The organism is Acinetobacter sp. FY683, assembly GCF_059515885.1.
Map to the genome: position 1 here is coordinate 71,084 of NZ_JCAKNA010000005.1, position 21,567 is coordinate 92,650.

Consider the following 21,567-nt stretch of genomic DNA (forward strand, 5'->3'; position numbering starts at 1 on the left):
GATGGAAGTATTATGCCTAAACGTCTCTCGATTCCTGATGCTTTAGCAAATCGTGCCTTAGCTGGTAATGCCAATGCTCAATTTGAAGTTGCTGAGCTTTATATGCAAAGCGAGCATGATGATGACATTCTACTTGCTGAAGAATGGGCACTCAAAGCTGCTGAAAATGGTCAAGTAGAAGCGATGTATTGGCTAGGTGAAGGCTATACCGTATATGCAAAAGACTTAGCAGAAGAAGATCCAGAAGATTCTAAAGCACACTTTGAATTAGGCTACTACTGGCTAAGTAAAGCCAATATGCAAAAACATCCTGCTGCAACTTTAGAACTTGCAAGCTACTACCGTCGCGGTGATGTCATTGAAAAAGATGTAGAGAAATCTATAAAGTTAGTCACTCAAGCTGCTGAATTGGGTGAAGTTCAAGCAATGCGTGATTTAGCATTTATTTATGCAAATGCTTTAGGCACAGATGCCAATGAAGAAAAAGCTGATTTCTGGACAAATAAAGCCAATGAAGCTGAACAAAAGTAATAAAAAGCCCATCCTTTAGATGGGCTTTTTATTTATATTTTATTTAAGTATTAACATCAACAATGATCACTTGCTGACAAATTCCTTCTACTTTACGTTGTTGCTCAAAGACTTGTGCAGGCATTGCATCAAAACTATCAAAGAAACAAATTTCAGATTCATTAATATCATAAACAAGTGAATGATTTCCCAAGCCTTCTAAAGTGTCGTAATACACAATGACAAATTTATTTTGTTCAAATGCTTGCTGAATATCAGCATAAGAAATTGTACTTTGAATAGGTAGATTCAACTGTTCAGCTTCGACATAACTTCGCTTTTCTTGTTCTTGTAAATCTGGATCTTCATCTGTAAAAAACTGAACATTGTAGCCAAACTTTTTTAAACCTACAGCCAAACCTATTGTTGTAGAACCATATTCTGAATCGTATCCACATACATCAATAAGTTGTTGAACTTCAGCATCTATACCCAAATGTTGTAGCAACATCCATACTGCATAAATGCCACCATTCGCTTCAAGATTTGCCAATTCTTCAGGTATTTCTACTGACATGTGTAATATCCAAAATATGATTATTTTTATAATAAATTACAAACGATAAATAGAGCTATATCTTATTACAAATATGTTTCTTTTGATTAATAATACAAGCTACTTTCACTTAAATTACCAATAGATAATAAGTTTATATCCAAATAAAAGATTTAAAATAACATCATCAAGTAATGAGATTGAAAAGCTTTTGATCGATTAACAGCTGAACAGAAGTGAAAATTAATAATATTTTTTTGAAAAACTTGGAACGATTTTCGAATCCAAGTACAATACCTCTCTAGTCGAGGGGTGCTGCGACGTTTCACAGGTACTAAATGTGGAATTGCTAGGCTCGACCATCGGTCAAACATTCGTTTTGATCAACAACGGCATCCGCGAACATAATGATCATTTTTTTATTTTTAATTAAGGAGATCGTGATGAACGCGGTTAATGCTTCATTTACAGATTATAAAGTTGCCGACATCTCTCTAGCTGACTACGGCCGTAAAGAAATTAAACTTGCAGAAGCTGAAATGCCAGCACTTATGGGTTTACGTAAGCGCTATGCTGCGGCTAAACCACTTGCTGGTGCCAAAATTCTTGGCTGTATCCACATGACAATTCAAACTGCTGTTTTAATTGAAACATTAGTTGAACTAGGCGCAGAAGTTCGTTGGACTTCATGCAACATTTTCTCTACTCAAGACCACGCTGCTGCTGCAATTGCTGCTGCTGGTATTCCTGTTTTTGCTTGGAAAGGCGAAACTGAAGAAGAATACATGTGGTGTTTAGAACAACAAATTAATGTAAATGGTACTCCTTGGGATGCCAACATGATTCTTGATGATGGTGGTGATTTAACACTACTTGCTCATGAAAAATACCCAGAAGTAATTGCAAAAATTCACGGTGTAACTGAAGAAACAACAACAGGTGTTCAGCGTCTGTATGAAATGTTACGTGATGGCACTTTAAAAGTACCTGCAATCAACGTAAACGATTCTGTTACTAAGTCTAAAAACGACAACAAATACGGTTGCCGTCACTCTCTAAACGATGCAATCAAACGTGGTACAGATATGCTTTTATCTGGTCGTCGTGCGCTTGTAATTGGTTACGGTGACGTAGGTAAAGGTTCTGCACAATCTCTTCGTCAAGAAGGCATGATTGTACGTGTAACTGAAGTTGATCCAATCTGTGCAATGCAAGCATGCATGGACGGTTACGAAGTTGTATCTCCATACAAAAATGGCGTTCAAACAGGTAAAAAAGAAGATGTAAACCTTGATCTTCTTCAAAACACCGACTTAATCGTAACCACTACAGGTAACTACCACGTTTGTGATTCAGCAATGCTTGATTCATTAAAAGCGGGTGCAGTTGTTTGTAACATCGGTCACTTCGACACTGAAATTGATACCAACTACTTACGTGGTTACAAGTGGGTTGAAGTGAAGCCACAAGTTCACCAAGTGTATCGTTCAGAAAGCGAAAACGATTATTTAATCCTTTTATCTGAAGGTCGTTTGGTAAACCTTGGTAATGCAACTGGTCACCCATCACGTATTATGGATGGTTCTTTTGCCAACCAAGTATTGGGTCAAATGCACTTGTTCGCTGAGAAATTTGCTGATCTTCCTGAAGATCAAAAAGCTGCAAAAATCCGTGTAGAGCTTATTCCTAAGAAATTAGACGAAGAAGTTGCTGCTGCAATGGTTGTAGGTTTTGGCGGTGTTCTTACTCAATTAACTCAAGAACAAGCTGACTACTTAGGCGTAGCTGTTGAAGGCCCATTCAAAGCTGAAGCTTATAAATACTAAGTTTTAAGTTCCCCCTCACCCTAGTCTTCTCCCTGAGCCATATATGGTGCAAGAGAGGGTTAGGGAGAGGTCTAAATAAAAAAGTATTTATAAAAAAGGATTTGCGCATGTCTAAACAAATTCCAATCTCGTTTGAGTTTTTTCCGACTAAAACAGATGTAGGTGCAGAAAAACTTCGTGTTGTTCATCAAGAATTACAACTACTAAAGCCAGAGTTTTTTTCTGTAACTTATGGTGCAGGCGGTTCTACTCGTGAACGTACTTTAGCTGCAATTAATGACTTTAACGGCAAAGGCACACCTGTTGCCCCTCACCTTTCATGTATTGGTGATGATAAAGCTCGTATTGCAGAACTTCTTGATTTGTATAAATCTCAAGGCATTGACCGTATTGTTGCACTTCGTGGTGACTTACCATCAGGTCAAGTCGGTCTTGGCGAGTTACCTTATGCTCAAGATTTAGTTCGTTTTATTCGTGAACATTCAGGTGATCACTTCCAAATTGAAGTTGCGGCCTATCCTGAAATGCATCCTCAAGCAGATAGTTTTGATTTAGATATCAAACGCTTCTGCGAAAAAGCTAATGCAGGTGCAAACGCAGCACTTACACAATTCTTCTTTAATCCAGATGCATATTTCTACTTTGTAGATCGCATTCAAAAAGAAGGTGTAAATATTCCTGTTGCGCCAGGTATTATGCCTATTACCAATGCAAGCAACTTAATTCGCTTTGCAGATAGTACAGGTGCTGAAATTCCACGTTGGATTCGTAAGCAGCTCGCAACTTATGGTGATGATACTGCAAGTATTAAAGCTTTCGGTCATGAAGTAATTGTTAAACTGTGCGAACGTCTTATTGAAGGTGGTGCACCAAGCTTGCACTTCTACACTATGAATACAACTGATCCTACACGTCAACTTGTGAAAGACCTCGGTCTAGCATAAGCATTAAAAACTTCTTTTAAGCATTATTTTTTCATTGATAATTCAACCTTAAAAGAAGTTCTTATTTTCCAATTTTGAGAGAAACACTTTAAATGCCACGTTTTTTTATTGAAGCTGAATTAGCAGTAGATAACACCATTGAATTGACTGAAACAGTATTTCATCACTGGGTTAAAGTGTTGCGCGCTCAAGTTGGAGAACAAGCAATCTTGTTTAACGGACAAGGTGGTGAATATCTTGTTGAACTGACTGAAGTTGCAAAAAAATCAGCTTCTGTTTTTATTAAATCATTCAATGCCGACAACCGTACACCTAAATTTAAAGCCCTACTCGGTCAAGTAATGAGTAAGGGAGATCGTATGGATTATGCGATTCAAAAAGCAGTAGAATTAGGTGTTTCTGAAATTCAATTACTTACATCTGAACGCTGTGAAATGCGTTTAAAGTACGATCGCGATCAGAAAAAAATTGATCACTGGCAAGGAATTGCAATTGCAGCATGCGAACAATGCGGTTTGAATATTGTTCCTAAAATTCTTGCTCCTCTTAGCTTAGAACAATGGCTTGATAACGAGCTTCCAACAACAAAACTTGTATTAGCTCCCAATAAAGATGAAGTAAATGTTCTAAAAGATGCAACGCCTGATATCGCTCTACTTATTGGCCCTGAAGGCGGGTTGAGTGAAGCTGAAATTACACTTTCAAATACGAAAGGCTTTGTAAATTGGTGCATTGGTGAGCGTGTTTTGCGTACAGAAACAGCACCTGTTGTTGCTTTATCGATCTTAAATTTTAATTTAACTGAATATTCACATTAAATACTTTAATTAATATTGATTTTTCAATTAATTAAAACTACTCTCGTATTAGTCATTAAAAATTTTATTTATTAATTCGACATAGGAAATTAAGCTACGATACCTCGTAGTTAAATGGTTTATTTCATGGCAGAAATACAAGATTCCCCTCAGGATCAATACCTTTACACGACTCAAATATCTAATACTATTCATGCATTTAGATACTTTTTGATGAGTATTTTTGCCATTTGTTTATTTATTCATTTTATTTATAACTTTTTTTATTATTCATCATACCACTTAAATTTTTGGATGATTTTAACCGAAACATTTATCGGGCTAAATTTATTCCTTTTATTTCAGTATTTTAAATCTGAACAATATTCCTTTAAAATTGCCGACTATTGGATTCACTTTGTTTGCTTTTCCACAGGCATTGCAGTTGCGTTAGGAATTTATCTTTTATATTCACATATTCCTGAATTAACCACTGAATTTCATGCCATTGAGACGATAATTTTAGTCACACTTTTAGTTATTTCTTGCTTATTAATTGCGATTACTTTCTTAACTCAACGCATACGCTATTTCCTACTTTTCTTCTTTCCTATCATTATTCCCTTTACCATTTTAGAATCTTCAATTATTCTCGATGAATATCCTTTATTCTTCTTTACTACAAATTTCACGTTGATTATGCTCGTTATTTGTGCTTATGTTTCTGCACATATACAACAACATTTAATTAAATCAAGCTTTAAAAATAAACAACTTGTACAAGCCGCTGAATCTCAAGTTGAAATAACTGAACGACTAAACGAGAAACTAAATATCGAGATGAAACGCTCCCAAGAAGCCAGTCTAAAGTTGCAAAATTATTCTCAAACGCTCGAAGAAAAAATTAAAGAACGTACAATAGATTTAGAGAATATTCATCGCGACTTAAAAAACAAGCAAACCAACCTTGTGCTTGCGCATGAAATTGCGGGCTTAATTCCTTGGGATTGGAATATTACCAATCGAAAAATCACATTCACTGATAAATTAAACAGAACACATCTTAAAAACTCAGATTTACATCGCGCAAAACTTTTAAGCCTTATTCACCCTGATGATTTAAACCACTTTAAAACTGAAATGCGTTTGCATTTACGTGGTATTACAGAGCGCTTTGAAGCGACATATCGTATTAAAAGATTTGATGATAAATGGTGTTGGGTACACGATATTGGCAGTGTAATTTTACGCGACCCGAACTCTAAACTCCCTTTGCACATGGTTGGCATCCGACGTGACATTCATCAAGAACGCCAAGATCAAGAGCGTTTAAAACTCACAGCAAGTGTACTACGACAAGCGGCTGAGGGAATTGTCATTTTGGATGAAGATTTCAAATATGTTGAAATTAATCCATTTTTTGAAGATATTACAGGTTTTAATCGTGACCAAATTATTGGAAAACATATCTTTGATATCACTGAAAACTACAAGGCAAAACAAAGAAGTAACCACAATAAAGTCATCACTGAGATTATGCAACATGGCATTTATGATGGTGAAACTGTCGAGAAGTTTTTATCGGGTAAAAAGATTGCCATACGTTTTCATATCAATGCTGTAAAAGATGAACAAAACAGAACCATTAACTATATTTGTATTATTTCTGACTTAACTGAGCATAAACGCCAAGAACAGCGCTTATCTTATTTAGAAAACTACGACACACTCACCGATTTACCCAATCGACTGTATTATCACGAGCATCTTCATCAATATTTAATGAATCAGCAAGACTCTATTCAACATCTTGCAATTCTTCGTGTAAATATTGATAGATTCCGTCCAATTAATGAATATTTAAATAATAGCGGTGGTGATGAGCTTTTACGTCAATTTTCACAGCATTTAAGATTAGCCACACCAGAGGCTCTCATTGTTGCTCACTTAAGCAGTGATAATTTTGCAATTGTTTATGAAGTTTCACATATTCGCCCATCAATTAAAGAGCACTGTGATCGAATTACTAAAGCACTTCACACACCTTTTATTTTAAATGGCGAAGAACACTTAATTACAATTTCTATTGGTATTGCACTCTACCCTGAACATGGTCGTCAGATTGATTATTTAAACAACTGTGCAGAACAAGCTCTATTTGAAGCGAAACGCTTAGGTGGTAACACCATAAAATCGTACTCAACTGAAATCAGCAAATTAACCGATGATAGTGTTCAACTAGAACGTGAATTACGACATGCAATTCTCAACGATGAGTTGACCGTCTACTACCAACCTAAAGTATATTTCTCAGATCATAAAATCCAAGGATTTGAAGCACTAGTTAGATGGCAACATCCAACAAAAGGTGTTATTTCACCCAATACTTTTATTCCAATTGCAGAACAAACCAGTCTTATTTCTGAAATTGGTCAAATTGTCATTACAAAAACAGCACAGCAGATTCAAATCTGGAAAAACATGGGATATGAAAATATTCGCGTGTCATTTAATGTCGCTGCACAACAACTCCATCGTGGAAACTTAATCAGTACAATTGATGGTGTGATCAGCAAATACCAAATTTCAGGTCAAAACTTAGAACTAGAGCTAACAGAATCATCGTTATTAGAAAACTCATGTGCGATGAAAACAACATTAGAAGAAATTAGAAAACGTAATATTCAAATTTCATTGGATGACTTTGGAACAGGATACTCTTCACTATCTTATTTAACAGACTTCCCAATTGATATTCTAAAAATTGATAAAAGTTTCGTGTCCAAAATTGGACAACATAAACAAGAAGCAGTCATTAGTGCTATCGTGACTATGGGTAAAGCTATGGGAATGATTATTGTTGCTGAAGGAATTGAAACCACAGATCAGCTTAATTTCTTAAATAATCTGAACTGCCATTTAGCTCAAGGTTACCTATTTTCAAAACCATTGACGAGCCATGATGCAACAGATTTTTTAAAATCAAACAGTACATCTTCCAAACATCTTTGTTAATCCGGTCATATCTATTATCTCCTCAAGAATGCATGAATTTTGAGCTTCTTTGTCTGTCCGAAAAGTTCAACTAATGATATATTCCTAAAGGAAGGCACATATCCGCTAGATGTACTAGCAATAATGTAAGAAAAGAGATAAAGATGGACGATCAATCATTAAAGCAGCAAGCTTTGTATTACCACGAATTTCCTACCCCAGGAAAAATCAGCGTTACGCCAAGTAAACAACTTATTAACCAGCATGATTTAGCACTTGCTTATTCACCTGGTGTTGCTGCACCGTGTCTAGAAATTGAAAAAGATCCATCAAAAGCAGCTTTATATACAGCTCGCGGAAACCTTGTTGCCGTTGTCAGTAACGGTACTGCAGTACTCGGTTTAGGTAATATTGGACCTTTAGCATCTAAACCTGTTATGGAAGGTAAAGGTGTTCTTTTCAAAAAATTTGCTGGCGTCGATGTTTTTGACATTGAAATTGCAGAAAATGATCCAGATAAAATTGTAGATATTGTGGCTGCATTAGAGCCTACTTTTGGTGGTATTAACCTTGAAGATATCAAGGCACCAGAGTGCTTCTACATTGAACAAAAACTACGTGAACGCATGAACATTCCTGTGTTCCATGATGACCAACACGGCACTTCAATTATTGTTGGTTCTGCATTATTAAATGCACTTCAATTAAACGGCAAAAAAATTGATGAAATCAAAATTATTGCTTCAGGTGCAGGTGCTGCTGCCCTTTCTTGCTTAAACTTACTTTGTGCACTTGGCGCGAAGAAAGAAAATATCATTGTTGCCGATTCACGTGGTTTATTGACGACTCAACGTCAAGGTCTAGATGAATCTAAGAAAGCATACGTACAAGACATCGAAGGCACTCAACTTGCCGATGTGATGGAAGGTGCAGATATGTTCCTTGGTCTGTCTGCTGCAGGTATCTTAACCAAAGAAATGGTTAAGTTAATGGCTAAAGATCCGATCATCTTCGCTCTAGCAAACCCAGATCCTGAAATTTTACCTGAACATGCACATGAAGCACGTTCTGATGTCATTATGGCAACAGGTCGTTCTGACTATCCAAACCAAGTAAACAATGCGCTTTGCTTCCCATACATCTTCCGTGGTGCACTTGATGTTGGTGCAACAACAATCAATGAAGAAATGAAGATTGCATGTGTACATGCAATTGCACGTATGGCACATGTTGAAGCAGATGCTGCATCTTATGGTGAAAAATCTGCATCATTTGGTCGTGATTATTTAATTCCACGCCCACTTGATCAACGCTTAATTCTTGAAATTGCACCTGCAATTGCTCAAGCAGCAATGGATTCTGGTGTAGCAACACGTCCAATTGAAGACTTTGCGCATTATCGTCAACGCTTGTCTGAGTTTGTTTATAACTCTGCATTCATGATGAAACCTATCTTTGCTCAAGCAAAAACAGATCCTAAGCGTATTGCTTATGCTGAAGGTGAAGATTTACGTGTACTTCGTGCAGTTCAAATTGCAGTAGATGAAGGCTTAGCAACACCTATTCTTGTAGGTCGTACGGCTGTTATTGAAGCAAATATTAAGAAATTAGGCTTACGTCTTGAACATGGTGTAAACATCACCATTGTTGATCAAGAAAAAAATCCTGATTATGAAAAATTTGCAGATGATTACTACACAATTATGCAACGCAAAGGTGTAACACCTGAGTATGCTCAGCGTGAAACACGTCGTCGTTCTACTCTTATTGCTGCAATGTTAGTTAAGCATGGCTTAGCTGATGGTATGTTATGTGGTACGTATTCTAGCTACGACATTCATTTAGACTTCGTTCGTAACATCATTGGCTTAAAAGAAGGTCGCAAAAACTTCTTTACGCTAAATGCGTTAATGCTTGAAGATCGTAACTTATTTATTGCAGATACTTACGTAAATACAAACCCGACTGCTGAACAACTTGCTGAAATGACTATTTTAGCAGCTGAAGAAGTACGTCGTTTTGGTATTACACCACGCATTGCTCTTCTTTCGCATTCAAGCTTCGGTTCAGATCAAAATGATCCAAGCGCACAAAAAATGCGTAAAGTATTTGAAATTTTGAGTGAAATTGCACCAGAACTTAAAGTTGAAGGTGAAATGCACGGTGATGCTGCACTTGATGAAAACATTCGTCATTTCGCATTCCCTAACTCAAGCTTCAAAGGCTCAGCAAACTTACTTATTATGCCAAACCTTGATGCTGCTAACATTTCATTTAACTTATTGAAATCGACTTCTGGCAACAACGTAACAATTGGCCCTATTCTTTTAGGTGCTGCAAAACCAGCTCATATTTTAACGCCAACGGCAACAACTCGTCGTGTTGTGAATATGACTGCTTTGACTGTTGCTGAAATTCAAGAAAACGAAAAAGAAGTGCTATAAATCTGTCTGTAAAGACCGCTTTTTAGACTTGAGAAAACCTCTATTCTGTTGCATGATGGCTTCAAGAATAGAGGTTTTTTCATGCAAGTTTATTTAGTAGGCGGTGCTGTTCGAGATCATTTACTCGATTACCCCTATCACGAAAAAGATTATGTCGTTGTTGGTGCAACGCCAGAACAACTTATTGCCTCAGGCTATCAACCCGTAGGTAAAGATTTCCCTGTTTTTTTACACCCAGAAACTAAAGACGAATATGCGCTAGCCCGTACAGAACGTAAATCTGGACATGGTTATCATGGGTTTTCATTTTATACAGATCCAAGTGTGACACTTGAGGAAGACCTAATTCGTCGAGATTTAACCATTAATGCAATTGCAATGGATGATGACGGAAAAATCTACGATCCTTATGGCGGTCAACAAGATTTAAACAATAAAATTTTACGCCATGTTTCAAATGCTTTTGTTGAAGATCCTTTACGTGTTCTTCGCATTGCGCGTTTTGCTGCACGTTATAAAGCTTTAGGGTTTAGTGTTGCGCCTGAAACATTAGCACTTATGCAGCAGCTTTCCGAATCTGGTGAATTAGAAGCTTTAACGCCTGAACGTGTATGGAAAGAAACTTCTCGTGCACTTATGGAAGATCATGCAGATGAATATTTTGAAGTTCTCCGTTCGTGTGGTGCCTTAAAGGTTTTATTCCCTGAAATAGATGCGCTTTACGGTATTCCTCAGCGTCCTGAATATCATCCTGAAATAGATTGTGGTGTTCATACTATGATGTCTTTACAACAAGCATGTAAGGCAAATTATAGTTTAGATGTACGCTTTGCCGTTTTGGTTCATGACTTAGGCAAAGCACTTACCCCTAAAGATGAATTACCACGTCATATCATGCATGAAGAGCGCGGTATTAAACCTGTTACAGAAGTATGTGATCGCTTAAAAGTATCAACAAATACCAAGCAACTTGCACTTGCTGTGTGTAAAGAGCATTTAAAATGTCATCAGGCTTTAACCTTAAAGCCTGGTACTTTATGGCGTTTGTTGCAGCGCTTAGATGTGCTACGTCGTCCTGAACGCGTGGAAGCTTTTGTTCAAGCATGTGAATGTGATTCTCGTGGTCGTTTAGGCTTAGAAAACCGTGAATACCCACAAGCTCAATATATTTTAGATGCCATTCAAGTGGTTCGTAGCATTAAAGCGCAAGATTTACCTGCCGATGTTAAAGGGCAAGAAATTGGTGAGATGTTGATTGAACGTCGCATTCATGCCATTGCTGAACTTAAACATCAATATGCGGAAAATGCATAATAAAAAAGCCCCAATTGGGGCTTTTTTATTTAAATAGAGTATAAAAATAATTATTTATACTTTTCATCTATATTGACCAACCACATCTTAAATTTAGGTTCTAACAAATACTTAAGAGAATGCATCCATGTTTTTCAATAACTGAAAATGGAGTTTAAGTTACAATCTTCATAACCAAATTCAACCCCACAATATTCACAGATATCATACGTAGGAGATTTTCCATCCTCCCCCACAGATAATATTCTTCATCATAAAAACCACATATTCGACAAGTATGTAAAATTAAACTCACGATATATTTGCAGGGAATGTAATCACTTTTTCAAGCTTCATTTGCTCCGTTGCCACCATCAATAAACGATCTACACCCAAAGCAATACCTGAACATTCAGGCATATTCGGTAATGCAGCAAGCAAATATTCATCAATTGGCATCACATGTAAACCTAGCTTCTCACGCTCTACATTATCTGCTTCAAAACGTGAACGAAGTACATCTGCATCAATAAGTTCATCATAGGCATTGGCAAGTTCTAAACCTTCAATATAAAGCTCGAAACGTGCAGCAACCAATTCCCCATCTTCATCGACTTTAGTTTTTGCTAAAGATGCTAATTCAGGTGGAAAATCGGTTAAAAAAACAGGCGTATCAAAACCTAAACTTGGCTCTACAAAATGCGAGAACAATAAATCGATATATCCTAAACGGTCATCACCTAAATCTAAATTTAATCCAACACGATTACAGCAATCTTTCAGTTCTTTTAAGCTCGCTTGTAAAGGATTCAAATCTAAACGATCCATAAATGCATGCTTATAACTTAAAATGGTTGGACGAACATCACCAAAGCGTTGTTTCAAAGTCACATTTAAAAGATCGGTCACTTCAAACATTAACTCTTTTAAGCTCATATTCGGTCTATACCATTCCAACATGGTAAATTCACTATTGTGTTTACGACCATGCTCATCATCACGAAAGACTTTGCAAATTTGATAGATAGAACCTACCCCACTTGCCAATAAACGCTTCATGGCAAATTCAGGTGAAGTCTGCAAATAATGCGTTTGCTTTTTACCTTGCACATGACGCTGTGCTTGTACAGAAGCCAGATAAACATCTGTAACACCTGCTTGAGACAATATAGGCGTTTCAACTTCTAATACATCACGCTCAGCAAAAAACTGACGAATTTGTGCATACATTTTTGCACGCGCACGAATAGCGGAAATATCACAGGTCGGTTGATATTGAATGTCTAACTGACTCATGCTTTTGGTCCTCCATGTGCTGCCCATTCACGGCGTAGCGGATAAGTTTTACGTAAATGATCAAATGCTTTTTGATCTACTTTTCCATTTTTTAAACATGCACGTAGGTTTTGATCATCTCGTGAAATATCATAAATTTCAGATAAATGTTTTACCAAAACGTCTTTTAAATTTTGATTTTGGAAAAGCTGTTCACACACTGGAAGCTGCGTTTCAAACTGCTTATTTGGAATATAATTAAACTCTTGGCAAAATGCATCGTAAATCATTTGTGTACCGCGTGCTTTGCCTTCTAAGCTATAGCCTGCAATATGCGGTGTGACTAAAGTGACTAACTTTAAGAGTTCTTCTGAAATTTCAGGTTCATGTTCAAAAACATCTAAAACAACTTTACGTTGAGTCTTTTGAATATCTTCAATTAAAGCTGCTTCTTCAACTACAGGGCCACGCGCAGAGTTAATTAAAATACTATTTGGTTTCATTTGCGCCAAAGCGGCTGAATTTATTAAATGATAAGTTGGATGTTCACCATATTGGGTTAAAGGCACATGAATTGAAATCGCATCGGCTTGTTGTAATAAGATATTTAAATCGACCTGATTAATCTGTTCACGCGTTTCAAATGGGTCAAATGCAATGACATTCCAACCCAGTAATTTAGCCATAACAGCCAAGCGCGAACCTACATTACCTAAACCAATAATACCTAAAGTAAAGTTTCCATTTGCTTGAATAAGTTCGGGTTGAAGCTTTAATAGTGCAGTAATCACATATTCTACAACAGCTTGCGCATTACACCCTGCTGCATTTGACCACGTAATTCCTTGTTGTTCTATAAGTGGAATATCGAGGTGATCTGTACCAATGGTCGCACTGCCAACAAATTTAAGGGCTGTATTATAAATAAGGTCTTCATTCACTTGAGTGACTGAACGCACTAATAAAGCTTCTGCATCTTTCACATCTACATGTGTCAAAGTACGTCCAGCTTTGTGTTGAATATCACCAAATTCAGAAAAAAAATAGTCGGTGAATGCCAGATTTTCATCTGCAACGATTTTCATAATGCCATCCAATTGTGTCATGGCATTATGATACCGTTTGGTTGAAGCATTGACTATGAAAAGTCGCTTTCTAAGCACCTATTCATATCATAAAATATAGCTATTAATATTATTTAAGTGAAATATAACCCATCAAATAAGACAAAATTTATGTAAATTTTACGGTTATATTTTTCAAAATTACTACGGATATCATTATCTTATTTTTCACATTAATGTTATGCGTTCACTCATATAAAAAACATTAAATATAATTAAATATAATTAAATATTTTACTGTTGCATAAAATGATAACTTCACATGTAAAAAATGATAAGAAGCACTAAAAAACCTACAAGATAATAACCAAATGCTCGAAAGGGATAAAACTTAGTAACACTCAAATCTCAAAAATTAATGTTAGGTTTTTCACATGAAATTAAATAAATTATTAGCCGTAACTTCTTTAGCATTGGCACTTCCGGTAGTTGCTATTGCAGCACCAACAATTACCTTTCAAGGGGAAGTAACGGATCAAACCTGTAAAGCAACAATCAATGGTCAAACGGACTCTACTGTTCTACTTCCAACTGTACCAGTAACTGAGCTTTCTGCTGCTGGCATGAAAACAGGCTTAACGCCTTTTACAATTAGCATTCAAGACTGCCAGCCAGCCGCAACATCACTTGATATTTCAACTAAGTTTCTAGGTCACAATGTGACATCTAACGGAAACCTAGGTAATTTAGCAACGGCAAATCCTGCCGATAACGTTTCCATTCAATTAACAGCAAATGCCGACGGAACAAGACCCGTTACACTTAATGGTATTACTTCTGTACCTGGCTTAGTGTTAGATGCTAATGCTACTTCTGCAACACACCAATTCGGTGCTCAATACTATGCAGAAGATACTGCAACTGCTGGTGCTGTAACAGCTGTAGCTGAATACACTCTTAGCTATAACTAAGAAAAAACTTAAATAAAACAAGTTCAATATCACAACAATTTCTCTGCTATTGCAACTATTCAATAGCAGACTTTTTCCATTTAAATTTCCTCTAATTTCACCGAGTTTACTAATGAAACTGACTTCTACATTCAAAATGTATCTTAGTGCTCTTATTTTTTTTTGTAGCGCGAGTACATCCACTTATGCAGCTGTCATCATGACTGGTACCCGTATTATTTTCCCTGCAAATCAAAATGAAAAAACAATACATCTTCAAAACAAAGACAATGTACCTAATATTGTTCAAATTTGGATAGATGAGGGAAATGAAGCCTCAACACCTGATAATACAAGTGCACCCTTTGTTGTGAACCCACAAATTTTTAAAATCGCACCAAATCAAGGTCAAATAATAAGACTAATATTCACAGGTAATAAATCAATACTCCCAGCTGATCGTGAAAGCATTTTTTATTTTAATTTTTCAGAGATTCCTGCTTCTAAAACTACAAATACAGATAAAAACAAACTAATGGTGGTTTTTAAAAATCGCTTAAAAATTTTATATCGTCCACAACGTTTGGCTATTCAATCACATGAAATTGCAAGTTTATTAAGTTACTCCATTAACAATCAATCTACAAAAATAAATGTAAAAAATAACAGCCCATATTATGCAAATATTGCTGAGCTAAGCATAAGTTTAAATGGAAAAAAAAGCGTAATACAGAAAAATACCATGGTTGCACCTTTTAGTAATGGTGAATGGAATCTTCCAGTAAAAAATGTAAATCCCTCACATGTAAAAGTAAGCATAAATCTCATTAACGATTACGGCGTAATTACAAATAATGAGCTAAAGGCTCAATCGGAGTGATGCAATGCGCGCAATTCCTTTTGTATGTACTCAGGACTTTCCTCACATACCAATAATACTCGGATTAATTACTATTTTACCTACATCAACAATTGCTAGTACTTTAGCTGATGTTATAGCTCCAATATACAAAGAATCTATGTCATCCGACAAAGCTATAACAGCACCTCAGAGAGAGACTACTCAGATAAACAAAGAAGAACATAATACAGAAAATGATTTTGTATTCGATAGCGCATTTTTTCGTGGTTCCAATATAAATCAAACAACACTTTTACGATTAAGTGAAGGTAGAGAAATTAGTGCTGGAGATTACAAAGTTGATATTTTCATTAATAATCAATTCATAGAAAAAGCAAATATAAAGTTTATTGAAACCGATCATAATAAAGTTCAACCGTGTTTTAAACTTGCACAACTTGAACGTGCTTCAATCTTAGTTAAATCCTCAGATAGTCTAGACACATGTCAAACATTAGAACAAGCTATTGGCAGTGGTAGTACACAATTTGATGTATCACGCTTACGACTAGATTTAAGTATTCCACAAAGTTTAATTAAGCAAACACCCAGAGGCTATGTTCCACCTTCTCAATTAGATGATGGTGAAACTATTGGCTTTATTAATTACTATGCGAACTATTTTTATAGTAACTATGAAAATTATGGTAAGAACTTTAAACAAGATTCAACCTATTTGTCCTTAAATGGCGGCATTAACTTTGGGAAATGGCAATTTCGTCAACAATCTAGTTTAACCAACAATAACCAAGGTACTGAATGGAATAATATTCGTAGCTATTTTAAAAGACCAATTCCATCCATTCAAAGTGAGTTAAGAGCTGGACAACTAACATCTTCAGGTCGTTTTTTTTCAGGATTAAGTTTTAATGGGATTAACTTAAGTACCGATGACAGAATGCTACCAGACTCCGTGCGTGGCTATGCACCTATTGTACAAGGTATAGCAAAAACTACTGCTAAAGTGACTATTCTACAAAATGGTCGTGAACTTTATCAAACTACTGTCGCACCTGGACCATTTAAAATTGCCGACTTATATCCAACAAGTTATAACGGCGATATCGACGTTGTCGTCATGGAATCGGATGGTTCTAAATCTGAATTCAGAGTCCCCTTTTCGGCTGTACCTGAATCTGTTCGTCAGGGTGCTTTTAAATATAATTTTGACATTGGTCGTACTCGTGACATTGGTGAAGACACAAACTTTACAAACATTACAACTCAATACGGTTTAAACAATCAAATTACGCTAAACAATGGTTTTCGATTTGCCCAAGATTATCAAGCTATTATGATGGGTACAGCCTATACCAATTTTATTGGTGCTTTTGGTGCTGAAGTTACCTATTCAAGAACAAAATTTGAAAATGACAATACTTTGCAAGGTTGGATGTTTGGCGCAAATTACAGCAAAACATTTCAAGCTACAAATACAACCGTTGCCTTAGCTGGTTATAGATTTTCAACCGAGGGTTATCGTGATTTATCCGATGTCATTGCATTACGTAAATCCATAAAAGATGGTACACCATTTCAATCTGCAACGTATCAAGAACGCTCTCGTGCAACACTAACCTTAAACCAATCATTAAATCAGTTTGGCACATTATTTATTTCAGGCTCTGCATCCCAATATAGAGATGAGAAATCGAATGATTTACAGCTACAAGTAGGTTATGGAAAAACGCTCAGTAATGGCATTACTCTGAACTTCACGCTTTCTAGACAAAAAATTGCGTATCAATATTCCAATGAATATTATCCAAATAAAAACTACACACAGTTCAATCAACAAAGTAATACAACTTTGGGTTTATCCGTTAATTTTCCATTACAAAAAACAAAATCTATTCGTGACTTAACACTGAATTATACCCAAAGTGATGCTGAGAAAAATTATCAAGCTACAATACATGGTGATATCGAAAAAATTAAAGATTTAAGCTACAACATCGGTATTAATTACGATGATCAAACCAATATTAATGTTTGGACAGGTGGTCTAAATAAACGTTTTGATTATTTAAATACCTCTGTCTATGTATCAAAAGGGAATAACTACTGGCAAGGCTCCGCTAATGCTCAAGGTGCCTTAGCAATACATAGTGGTGGAATTACTTTTGGCCCATATTTAAGTGACACTTTTGCATTAATTAAAGCCAAAGGTGCAAGTGTACTAAATGCCCAAGGAACTAAAATTAATCGCTTTGGATATGCTCTTATTCCTGCCCTAACACCTTATCGTTATAACACTATTGCTCTCAATCCTGAAGGAATGTCTGCACATACAGAGCTCGCTTCTGGTGACACTAAAATCGCACCCTATGCAGGTTCAAGTGTGAAAATCAATTTTGATACTTATCAAGGATACCCAGTACTGGTTCACGGTGTATTTGAAGATGGTTCAAATATTCCTTTTGGTTCGGAAGTATTTAATGAAGATGGTGAAAATATTGGACTAGCTGGACAAAATGGACAAATCTATTTCCGTGCAAACAAACATCAAGGAAAAATTCAGGTCACTTTGAGTACTGATGAAAATGATCAATGTTTAATACATTACACCATTCCACAATCTCAGTTAGATGCACCTTTAATACGCTTAAATGAAACATGTAAGGTCGAGAAACAATAATGCGCTATTTCATAAAATTATCCATTTTACTTATCTCACTTTTTGCTGTTTCAATATCTTATGCTCGCTGTACTCGAACACAATACCTTGATGCAGGTGACAGTTACGCAGCTGCGCTAAATTTTGGCACACTAAACTTGAGTTCAGCTTATTTACAACCAATAGGCACTGTACTTGGACATATTGTTATACCAACCACTCACCGAGCTGTAGCACCAGCGACAACCATTTGGACATGTGATGAAGCAGACTTACCCAATATTTACTTTCTTGTTGCGACAAATGGTGATGAACCTTTTGGTGGTCATGTCGAAACAGGAGCCATCGATAACTTAGCTGGAGTATATGCTACATGGTGGCAATATGTAGGTTTAAAACAAGAAATGGATGGTGTTGTTTTTTCTAGATATTGGAAACGTGTTCCTATAAAAAATTATTTATTAGAGGGCGGTAAAATTAAAATCCGCCTCATGGATATTCCTCCCTTAGAAGCCACTTTATATCGTATTAGCTCACTTCCTTCTTATTCTAGAGGTTCATTTTGCAATACAATGATGATTGATCGTGGCTCATATAAAAGTGGTAAATTATCTGGAACAAATATTACGTCATCTTGCAACCAACCAAGTGGCTACATTCAACTAGGTGGTACAAGTAGTGTTTCATTCGCATGGATACCAGATAAAGAAGGTGCCGACAGTAATACTAGTTTTTATTTTTTTGCCGCTTATGGTATGGCATTTGGGCTAAATACAAGTACAAGCACACTTAGCCAAGCAGCAACTTGTGTCGCTAGAAATGCAACACCTATAGTCAACCTTCCACCAATTTCAACAGTAGAGTTACGTAATGGTTTACGCTCCGTTGCCAATTTTAATGTAGAAATTGAATGTAGTAACTCTGCTATTTCTGGCACAAATACCGATCAAGTTGCAATTGGCTTTCAGCCATCAAACAAGGCATACGATAATGCTCAAAAATTAGGTCTAATTAATGCAAATGGTTCTGTGAATTATCTAGTTGATGATAACTATGGTAGTTCACAATCTACGGAGGGTGTCGGCATTCGACTTGAAAACCCAAGTACAAATACCAAAATGCATTTTCTAAACCAATATGCCATTTCTGGTGGTGGAGCAAATGCTGGTTGGTATCCTATTTTTGAAGGAAATCCATCTCAACTTGGTTCACAAAATTCTGGCTACACCAACTATATGCAACAGTACAGTGCTGTATTAGAAAAACTGCCTAATATAGATATGCCAAAAGCCGGAACGATAAAATCACGTGCAACAGTTGTGGTAAAAGTGCAATGAAAAAAATAATCATGTATTTACTTATAGGGCTACTGAATTGTATTACATTAAATTCTAGCCAGGCAGGTTTATTAGCATCAGCTTCACGTGTGATTTTTCATGAAAACAATAATGAAAAATCACTCATGTTAACCAATACGAATGATTATCCTATCATTAGTCAAATTTGGGTGGATGACGGATTTACAGGTCCAGAATACCCAAATGTACCTTTTGCTATAGTTCCTTCGGCATTAAAGCTTGCCCCAAAGGAAATCAAAGGCATACGTATACTATATAATGGTATGAGCTTACCCAAAGATCGCGAATCGATGTTTTGGCTTAATCTATATGAAATTCCATCTACAAAAAAAGATTCAATTCCAAATAACTATTTAACCTTAGCAATGAATACTCAACTCAAAATTTTTTATCGACCTAAAAATTTGAAAACAGAGTCTATTAATCATCTTCAAGAAAAAATTCAATATCAACTACTAAAAGATCAAGAAAAGTGGGTTTTAAAAATAAAAAATCCGAGCCCTTATTTTCTTAATTTTACAGGCTTAGATATCTCAAATGAATACTCAAAATCTAAAATTACCAATGAGCTAGATAATGCATTAGCACCTTTTTCTGAAAAATCTTATCAGTTTGAAAATAATAATTTTATTAAGCTTGAAGAAAACAGACTTCAGTACAACTTAATTGATGACTACGGTTTCGCAGTACATTTCAATGTTAATTTATAATATATTTAATTAAAAATCATTATTTTATCTAAATTTAACTCACGCCATTGCATTGGGCTATAACCCGTTTTAGCTTTAAATGCACGATTAAATGAAGTCTGCTCTTTGTAGCCCAGTAAATCTGCAATTTCAACAATTGTAAGACTATTACTTTGCAAATATTGTTTTGCTAACAGAATTCTAGTGTTGTTCAGCATCGTTTTAAAACATAATTGATGTTCTTTCAATGTACTTTGCAAGGCTCTAGGTGTTACATCTAAATATTCAGCCACAGTGCTAACTTTAGGACTCTGCTCGCTAATTGCCTTAATAATTGCTCTATTTACATTATCTAAAAATGACATTTTTTTTGGTAAATCTTTAATAATACTATCGGCTTGTTTTGCTAGAATATTAAATAGCATAGGATCATACGTATGCAATTGCATTTCCATAAGCTCTTTAGACAAGACTAAGGTTGTACGCTCCGCATTAAAAATTACAGGACAATTAAAATAATTTTCATATATCTTTGGCTTTTTAGGAGGTGGAATAGCAAGCTCTACACTTATAAAAATCTGATCAGAAGAAGTTTTACGCGTTAACTGTAATATCCGTTGATACATGATAGCAACTTGAAACTCTTCTGAAATTTCAGTCTCTCGTTGATAAAGCCCCACTTTATAATAGGCAGGTAACTCCCATGAAACTACAACCGTATCATCCTTAAAAAACAACTGCTTAGGCGTAAAGTCATACCATAACACAGTATAGTGTTTTGGATAACGAATATACTCAATTAAACTTTTGCATGTCGCAGCCATATATGCAGTAATACCAATATGACTAGCATTCACTTGCTTAGCAATCTCGAGCCCTATGCCTTCTTTTTTATAGCACAAATCAACATTTTTTAATTTTTTAAACCAACGATAAAGCGGAATACGCTCTTCAAAATGATAATAATGATGTACAGGAGGTTTTAGATTTTCGTGAACACAAAATTCTTCTAGCAGCCGAACCATGCCACTACAAACACTCTTCGTTTTTAAAAACGATTGCATAAAACCCCCAAAAAACTTCCACTGATTTTTTAATTGAATTATTAATTAATAAAAAGCTTTAAAAACACCAGAATTCAAAGCAACTTTCATAAAATGACCCAATCCATACACAAAGAACAAACTATTTATAATTTATTACAACTAAACAATATCGTTGTATTTGCTTTGTAATACTAAATAAAAGATTTTTATTTTTATTGTTTAATTATTAATATTTTTTTACCATTACTTATCTACCCACTTCTTAACTCATTCAATTTTAATTCAAAAAAAACGAGGCATATT

The 21,567-nt window shown here is 35.7% G+C and carries 16 protein-coding genes; 12 read left to right on the forward strand and 4 right to left on the reverse strand.

The window, feature by feature from the left end:
- Positions 1 to 12 precede the first annotated feature (12 nt).
- Positions 13 to 531, forward strand: coding sequence for a tetratricopeptide repeat protein (locus AC5YDH_RS04165; RefSeq protein ID WP_496117034.1), 519 nt, complete (start codon positions 13 to 15; stop codon positions 529 to 531).
- 43 nt (positions 532 to 574) lie between these two features.
- Here the strand turns inward: AC5YDH_RS04165 and AC5YDH_RS04170 are convergent, their stop codons facing one another.
- Complete coding sequence (locus AC5YDH_RS04170) at positions 575 to 1,087, reverse strand: peptidase C39 (RefSeq protein ID WP_496117035.1); 513 nt, start codon at positions 1,085 to 1,087, stop codon at positions 575 to 577.
- 422 nt (positions 1,088 to 1,509) lie between these two features.
- Here AC5YDH_RS04170 and ahcY point away from each other — a divergent pair, with 422 nt between their 5' ends.
- The 6 genes from ahcY to AC5YDH_RS04200 all read left to right on the forward strand — a co-directional run bounded on the left by ahcY (position 1,510) and on the right by AC5YDH_RS04200 (position 11,385).
- Entirely contained in the window at positions 1,510 to 2,892 is a 1,383-nt protein-coding gene (gene ahcY / locus AC5YDH_RS04175; protein ID WP_496117036.1) for an adenosylhomocysteinase, read from the forward strand.
- Positions 2,893 to 2,999: 107 nt separating this feature from the next.
- Complete coding sequence (metF, locus tag AC5YDH_RS04180; RefSeq protein ID WP_496117037.1) at positions 3,000 to 3,836, forward strand: methylenetetrahydrofolate reductase [NAD(P)H]; 837 nt, start codon at positions 3,000 to 3,002, stop codon at positions 3,834 to 3,836.
- A gap of 92 nt (positions 3,837 to 3,928) precedes the next feature.
- Positions 3,929 to 4,654, forward strand: a complete 726-nt coding sequence (locus AC5YDH_RS04185; RefSeq protein ID WP_496117038.1) for a 16S rRNA (uracil(1498)-N(3))-methyltransferase — start codon at positions 3,929 to 3,931, stop codon at positions 4,652 to 4,654.
- A 126-nt stretch (positions 4,655 to 4,780) separates the two neighbouring features.
- Complete coding sequence (locus tag AC5YDH_RS04190) at positions 4,781 to 7,648, forward strand: EAL domain-containing protein (RefSeq protein ID WP_496117040.1); 2,868 nt, start codon at positions 4,781 to 4,783, stop codon at positions 7,646 to 7,648.
- A gap of 143 nt (positions 7,649 to 7,791) precedes the next feature.
- The gene (locus AC5YDH_RS04195; protein WP_496117042.1) at positions 7,792 to 10,071 is read left to right on the forward strand and encodes an NADP-dependent malic enzyme; all 2,280 of its coding nucleotides are present in this window, start codon (positions 7,792 to 7,794) and stop codon (positions 10,069 to 10,071) included.
- Positions 10,072 to 10,152: 81 nt separating this feature from the next.
- Positions 10,153 to 11,385: a multifunctional CCA addition/repair protein gene (locus AC5YDH_RS04200; RefSeq protein ID WP_496117044.1), complete on the forward strand. Its 1,233-nt coding sequence runs from the start codon at positions 10,153 to 10,155 to the stop codon at positions 11,383 to 11,385.
- A gap of 291 nt (positions 11,386 to 11,676) precedes the next feature.
- Here AC5YDH_RS04200 and epmA read toward each other — a convergent pair whose 3' ends face one another.
- Positions 11,677 to 12,660 (reverse strand): EF-P lysine aminoacylase EpmA, encoded by a 984-nt coding sequence (epmA, locus tag AC5YDH_RS04205; RefSeq protein WP_496117046.1) that lies wholly within the window; start codon positions 12,658 to 12,660, stop codon positions 11,677 to 11,679.
- Positions 12,657 to 13,724 (reverse strand): 4-phosphoerythronate dehydrogenase, encoded by a 1,068-nt coding sequence (locus AC5YDH_RS04210; protein ID WP_496117048.1) that lies wholly within the window; start codon positions 13,722 to 13,724, stop codon positions 12,657 to 12,659. The genes epmA and AC5YDH_RS04210 overlap by 4 nt, the downstream gene beginning before the upstream one ends.
- A gap of 413 nt (positions 13,725 to 14,137) precedes the next feature.
- On the opposite strand from AC5YDH_RS04210, the gene AC5YDH_RS04215 reads away from it, so the two are divergent.
- The 5 genes from AC5YDH_RS04215 (at position 14,138) to AC5YDH_RS04235 (ending at position 20,239) form a co-directional block, all read left to right on the forward strand.
- Positions 14,138 to 14,674, forward strand: coding sequence for a fimbrial protein (locus AC5YDH_RS04215; RefSeq protein ID WP_496117050.1), 537 nt, complete (start codon positions 14,138 to 14,140; stop codon positions 14,672 to 14,674).
- Between the two features lie 199 nt (positions 14,675 to 14,873).
- Complete coding sequence (locus tag AC5YDH_RS04220) at positions 14,874 to 15,533, forward strand: fimbrial biogenesis chaperone (protein WP_496117052.1); 660 nt, start codon at positions 14,874 to 14,876, stop codon at positions 15,531 to 15,533.
- Positions 15,534 to 15,537: 4 nt separating this feature from the next.
- Entirely contained in the window at positions 15,538 to 18,192 is a 2,655-nt protein-coding gene (locus AC5YDH_RS04225) for a fimbria/pilus outer membrane usher protein (protein ID WP_496117054.1), read from the forward strand.
- Entirely contained in the window at positions 18,192 to 19,508 is a 1,317-nt protein-coding gene (locus AC5YDH_RS04230) for a fimbrial protein (RefSeq protein ID WP_496117056.1), read from the forward strand. Before AC5YDH_RS04225 ends, AC5YDH_RS04230 begins: the two co-directional genes overlap by 1 nt.
- A complete protein-coding gene (locus AC5YDH_RS04235) occupies positions 19,505 to 20,239 on the forward strand; it encodes a fimbrial biogenesis chaperone (protein WP_496117058.1) in 735 nt (244 codons plus the stop codon). Before AC5YDH_RS04230 ends, AC5YDH_RS04235 begins: the two co-directional genes overlap by 4 nt.
- A 5-nt stretch (positions 20,240 to 20,244) precedes the next feature.
- Here the strand turns inward: AC5YDH_RS04235 and AC5YDH_RS04240 are convergent, their stop codons facing one another.
- Positions 20,245 to 21,282 (reverse strand): AraC family transcriptional regulator, encoded by a 1,038-nt coding sequence (locus AC5YDH_RS04240; RefSeq protein ID WP_496117060.1) that lies wholly within the window; start codon positions 21,280 to 21,282, stop codon positions 20,245 to 20,247.
- Positions 21,283 to 21,567: the final 285 nt, after the last annotated feature.